General features: G+C 64.3%; 2 protein-coding genes and 1 pseudogene. 2 read left to right on the top strand and 1 reads right to left on the bottom strand.

Annotated features, from left to right (window positions below):
• Both EOA85_RS28480 and EOA85_RS28475 read left to right on the top strand, forming a co-directional pair.
• Positions 1 to 550 (top strand): ABC-type transport auxiliary lipoprotein family protein (locus EOA85_RS28480; RefSeq protein ID WP_127211980.1); only part of this gene is annotated, 550 nt, incomplete at its 5' end.
• Between the two features lie 117 nt (positions 551 to 667).
• Positions 668 to 1111: an SRPBCC family protein gene (locus EOA85_RS28475; protein WP_127211979.1), complete on the top strand. Its 444-nt coding sequence runs from the start codon at positions 668 to 670 to the stop codon at positions 1109 to 1111.
• Positions 1112 to 1184: 73 nt separating this feature from the next.
• Here the strand turns inward: EOA85_RS28475 and EOA85_RS28470 are convergent.
• Positions 1185 to 4572 (bottom strand): annotated as a pseudogene (locus EOA85_RS28470) (kinesin); the annotation flags it as partial.

Below are 4572 nucleotides of genomic sequence, written 5' to 3'. Positions count from 1 at the left end.
GGTAGCCGGTTGCGCGTTTTTGCCGGGCGGCGGGCCGGCGCCTCTGGACACATTCGAACTGTCGGCGCCGCCGCTCGATGCGCGCGGCCGCAGCCGCCGCCAGATCCTCATTGCCCAACCCTCCGCGCTCAAGGCGCTGGACAGCCAGAACATCGTCATCAAGCCGTCCGTGCGCTCGATCCAGTACCTCAAGGGCGCGCAATGGGCCGATCGGCTGCCGCTGATCGTGCAGGCGCGGCTGGCCGAGACATTCCAGCGCTCGGGCAGTTTCGCCGGTGTGGGCAAGCCGGGCGAGGGGCTGGCGATCGACTACCAGGTCATCGTCGAGGTCCGTTCCTTTGAAGTCAGGGTCGACCGCGGCGAACATGCCGAAGTCGAGCTGTTCGTGCGGATACTGAACGACCGTAATGGCGAGGTGCGCGCCTCGAAGAGCTTTACCGCGACCGCGCCCGTCTCGGGCAGCGGCAACCAGGCCTATGTCAGCGCGCTCGACAATGCGTTCGGCGATGCAGCCAAGGACATCGTCCGCTGGACCGATTCGGTGATCTGATACAGCCGGAACTGCCGGGCGCAGCGTAGGATGAAAAAACCTCAGAACTTCTGTCGGATTGGTCAAGACCGGTTCGTCCTTGGGTGGATCGGCACTCCAATCACAAGGATAAATGATATGCCCAGTACCGTACGCCTGCACCGCGTCCTGGCAACCAGCCCAGAAAAAGTCTATCGCGCATTCGTTGAGGCGGACGCGCTCGCGAAATGGCTACCGCCCAACGGCTTTACCTGCACGGTTTATCATCTGGAACCCAAAGTCGGCGGCACATTCAAAATGTCGTTCCGCAACTTCACAACGGACAAAAGCCACGCGTTTGGCGGCGAATATGTCGAGCTCGTCCCGGGCGAACGCCTGCGCTACACGGACAAGTTCGACGATCCTAACTTGCCCGGCGAGATGCAGGTGACGGTGATACTGAAGAAAGTATCAGTCGGCACGGAGCTGGATATCACGCAGGCAGGCGTGCCGGACGTCATTCCAGCTGAGGCTTGTTATCTCGGTTGGCAGGAGTCGCTGCGAAACCTGGCAAGGCTCGTCGAACCGGAGATCAATCAATAGAGCATCATCCCGAAGGGGTCGGCACGGCATGAAAGGCGGGAAATTTCCCGCCTTTTTGGTTCCTATCGTCTGATCAATGCAGGCGGCCACTGGCGTGGGCAAGCATCGTATAGACCTTGCCGGTGTCCGACGTCAGGTAGGTCTGCGCCATCATGTTGTCGCGGTCGTTGCGCGACACGTCCTTGAGCAGCTTTTCGAAATCGTCGCAGTAGCGGTCGACGGCGACGCGGAACTCCGCCTCCATCTGATATTTGCGGCGAATCTCGTCGAACGTCTGCTGGCCCTTCAGCGTGTAGAGACGCCGCGTGAACACGTCACGCTCGCCGCGCCGGTAGCGGTTCCAAAGCTCGATCGAGGCGTCGTGATCGATGGCGCGGGCGATGTCGACGGAAAGCGAGTTAAGCGACTCCACGACGTGAAGCGGCGAGCGCTGGGCAGGTGCCGAGCGTGGCGCTTCCAAAGGTGCCGCCGGCTTGGCGTCCTCTTCGCGCGATGCCCCGGTCAAAAGATCGCGCACCCAGCCGCCCTGCGGCGTACGGCCATTGGGGTCCCGCTGGCGCGGCGCCGTCTCGGCCGGGCGTTCCAGGTCGAGCGTGCCGCGCAGTGAGGTGTCACCCGATGGCGCTTGCGGGCCAAGAGGTTCGGGTTGCTGGGCCGGAGGACGGCGCAGCGGCTCAGTGGCGCGCGCGGCAGGCGCCTGCGGTGCCGGACGCAGGTTGCGCGGCTCCGAGGAGTCGGTACTGCGGCCCGATTTCGCAACGATTTCAGACAATTCCTTCAGCGCGTTGATCTGCTCGGAAACGGCGCGGCGGATGGCCGTGGTCGATTCCTTTGCCTCTTCCGGCATCTCGATGACGCCCTTCTTGAGCTCGGCGCGGGTGAGGTCGAGCTCGCTCTTGATCGAGCCGGCGGTGCGTCGCATCTCCTCGGTCGCGTCGGCGAAGCGCTTCGTTGCCGAATCGACGACGTCGGCGATGGCGGTACGGATCTTGTCCGCCGACTCCAGCGTCTTGCCTTCGGCGTTCTGCAACGTCTGGCCGACCAGATCCTCGAACGAGCGCATGACCTTTTCGAGATCCTCCGACTTCTTGACCAGGCCGACGGCGAGATCCTCCAGCGAGGACTGTCGTTCCAACGTGTGTTCGAGGTTGCTCTGGGCCGAGCTCAACAGATCCGAAGCACTGGACAGCAATCGGCTGTGCTCGTCGAACTTGGTGGCGATCGAGGCAACCTCGCGCAAGGTCGCGGACGACAGCTCGGTAAGCCGTGTCGTGTTCGAATCGACCAGGCGTGCCGAACTGGCGAAGGTCTGCGCGGCTTTTTCCGTGGTCGCTGCAAAGCTTTGCGTGCTGCCGGTCAGGCGTTCGTCGACCTGGCCGAGATTGGCCGCCGCCTGCTCGATCAACTGACCGAGCTGCGAGCTAGAGGTGCTCATACGGCCGATGAGATCGGCGACACTGTCGGCGAGCGTCGAGCGCGCGCCTTCGACGGCCGACAATGTTTCGGCCGTGCGGCTGGCGAGCGCATTGACGAGGGTGGCGTTTTCACTGCGGAGCTTCTCGGTGGCGCGTTCGGTCACCTCTTCCATGCTCTTTTGCAGTTCCGAGCCGCCCTGGGCGAAGCGCTCGACCAGCGGCCGTGCCGTTTCGTCGAGGATTTTCGAGATCTCGGCCGAACGTGCCGCAAGCATGGTGTTGAGCTCGCGGGTGTTGGTGCCGATGGTCTTCGCCGCGTCGTTGGTGCTCTGGCCGATATGTTGGCCGACCGCAGTGAAGGTTTCGGCGATCGCGTTGGCGCGCGAAATAAGTTGCGCCTCGGCGGTCGAAACCTGCTCGTTGAGCTTCTGGCCTATCGTTTCGGTGGTGTAGACGAGACGGTTTTCGACGCCGGCAACCTGCTCCTCGACGCGAGCCGCCGCAGCCGCCGCGCTGGATGCCAGGCGCTCGTCGGCGCCGGCGAGCGCCTGCTCGATTTCACGGGCGTGGACGGCAAGTTCCTCACCGGTCTGCCGCGCACGTTCGGCAACCCGCTGCTCGGTGCTGGCGAAGGCCCCGACGATGTTGTCGGCATGTTCTCCGATCGTCGACGTGCTGTCGGCGATTCGGGATACCAGACGGTGATCCGCCTCGTCGAAGATACGGCCGATCTCCGACGCGCGGGCCGACAGCGCCTCCGAACCTTCGGCGATGCGCGAGATCAGCTGTTGGTCGGCGGCATCGAAAATGCGGCCAAGGTCCGATGCTCGCGCTGCGAGCGCTTCGGCCGATTCGCCGATGCGCACGCCGAGCCGTTCGTCGGCGCCTTCGAAATTGCGCAGGATGTCGCCGGCGCGTGCCGCCAGCGACTGCGCCGTTTCGACCGCGCGGGCAACCAGCTTCTGGTCCGCCGCATCGAATGTACCGGCGATCTCGCTGGCACGAGCGGCCAGCTGGTCGGCCGTCTCCTGGGCGCGCGTCAGCAAGGAGTTCGATGTGTCGTCCACCCGGGCCATGATTGCGCTCGATGTATCCTCGGCGCGGGCGATGAGCGCAGTCGACGTGTCTTCGGCACGTTCGGCGAGGCGGCGGTCCGCCTCCTCGAAGGTGCGGGCGATATCCTCCGCCCTGGCGAGCAAGGCGGCCGAGGTCTGCTCGGCACGCTCGGCGATCTTGCGGTCGGCGTCGCTGAACGCCGCGCCGGCCTGCTCATGCAGCGCGCTGGTGACTTCCATTACCTTTTCACGCAGCGCTCCCGCGACGAAGACGGCGCTCTTCTCGAGCACGCTGCGGACGTTGTCGACACCGGTCGACAGCGCGCGCTCCATGGTTCCGGCGCGCTCCTCGATGATGCCGGTCTGACGGCTGAACGCCTGCTCGATCTTTTCGACGTCAGCGGCAATGGCGTCCGAAATGTCGGTGCTTCTGGCGGCGATCTGGTCGATATGGCCGGACAGGGAACGGTCGACTTCCTTGCGCGTATCGGCGAGCTTGGAGAGATCGTCCTCCAGCGCACGGGTCAGCGCGTCGCGGCCTTCGGCCAGCTTGCCGACATGCCCGGCGATGATGTCGTCCACCTCGCTGCGGCTCGCCGCAATTTTCTGCAGGTCTGCTTCCAGTGCACGTCTGAGAATGTCACGGCCTTCGGCCAGTTTCTCGACCTGACCGGCAACCAGCCCGTCGATGCTCGACCGGCTTTCAGCCAGTTTGGCGAGGTCGTCTTCAAGCGCCTTGGACAGGATCGAGCGGTCCTGGATGAGCTTCTCGGCGTGGCTGTTTACGAGACCGTTGACGCTGCCGAGATCGGCCTCCAGCGCCCGCGCAAACTCTGCACGATTGTCGGTCAGCTGCTGCGATTGGTCGGCGACGACACCCTTGATGGTATTGAGGTCTGCTTCCAACGCGCGTCTGAGGATGTCGCGGCCTTCGGCCAGCTTTTCGACCTGGCCGGCAACCAGCCCGTCGATGCTTGACCGGCTTTCCGCC

The sequence above is a fragment of the Mesorhizobium sp. M5C.F.Ca.IN.020.29.1.1 genome, from assembly GCF_003997375.1.
Classification (GTDB): domain Bacteria; phylum Pseudomonadota; class Alphaproteobacteria; order Rhizobiales; family Rhizobiaceae; genus Mesorhizobium; species Mesorhizobium wenxiniae.
Note: the sequence above shows the minus strand (reverse complement) of the source record. Positions and strands in the feature narration are given on the sequence as shown.

Excerpts from the sequence above, each read along its gene's own strand:
- EOA85_RS28475 (WP_127211979.1), top strand. The coding sequence starts at position 668 with ATGCCCAGTACCGTACGCCTGCACCGCGTCCTGGCAACCAGCCCAGAA.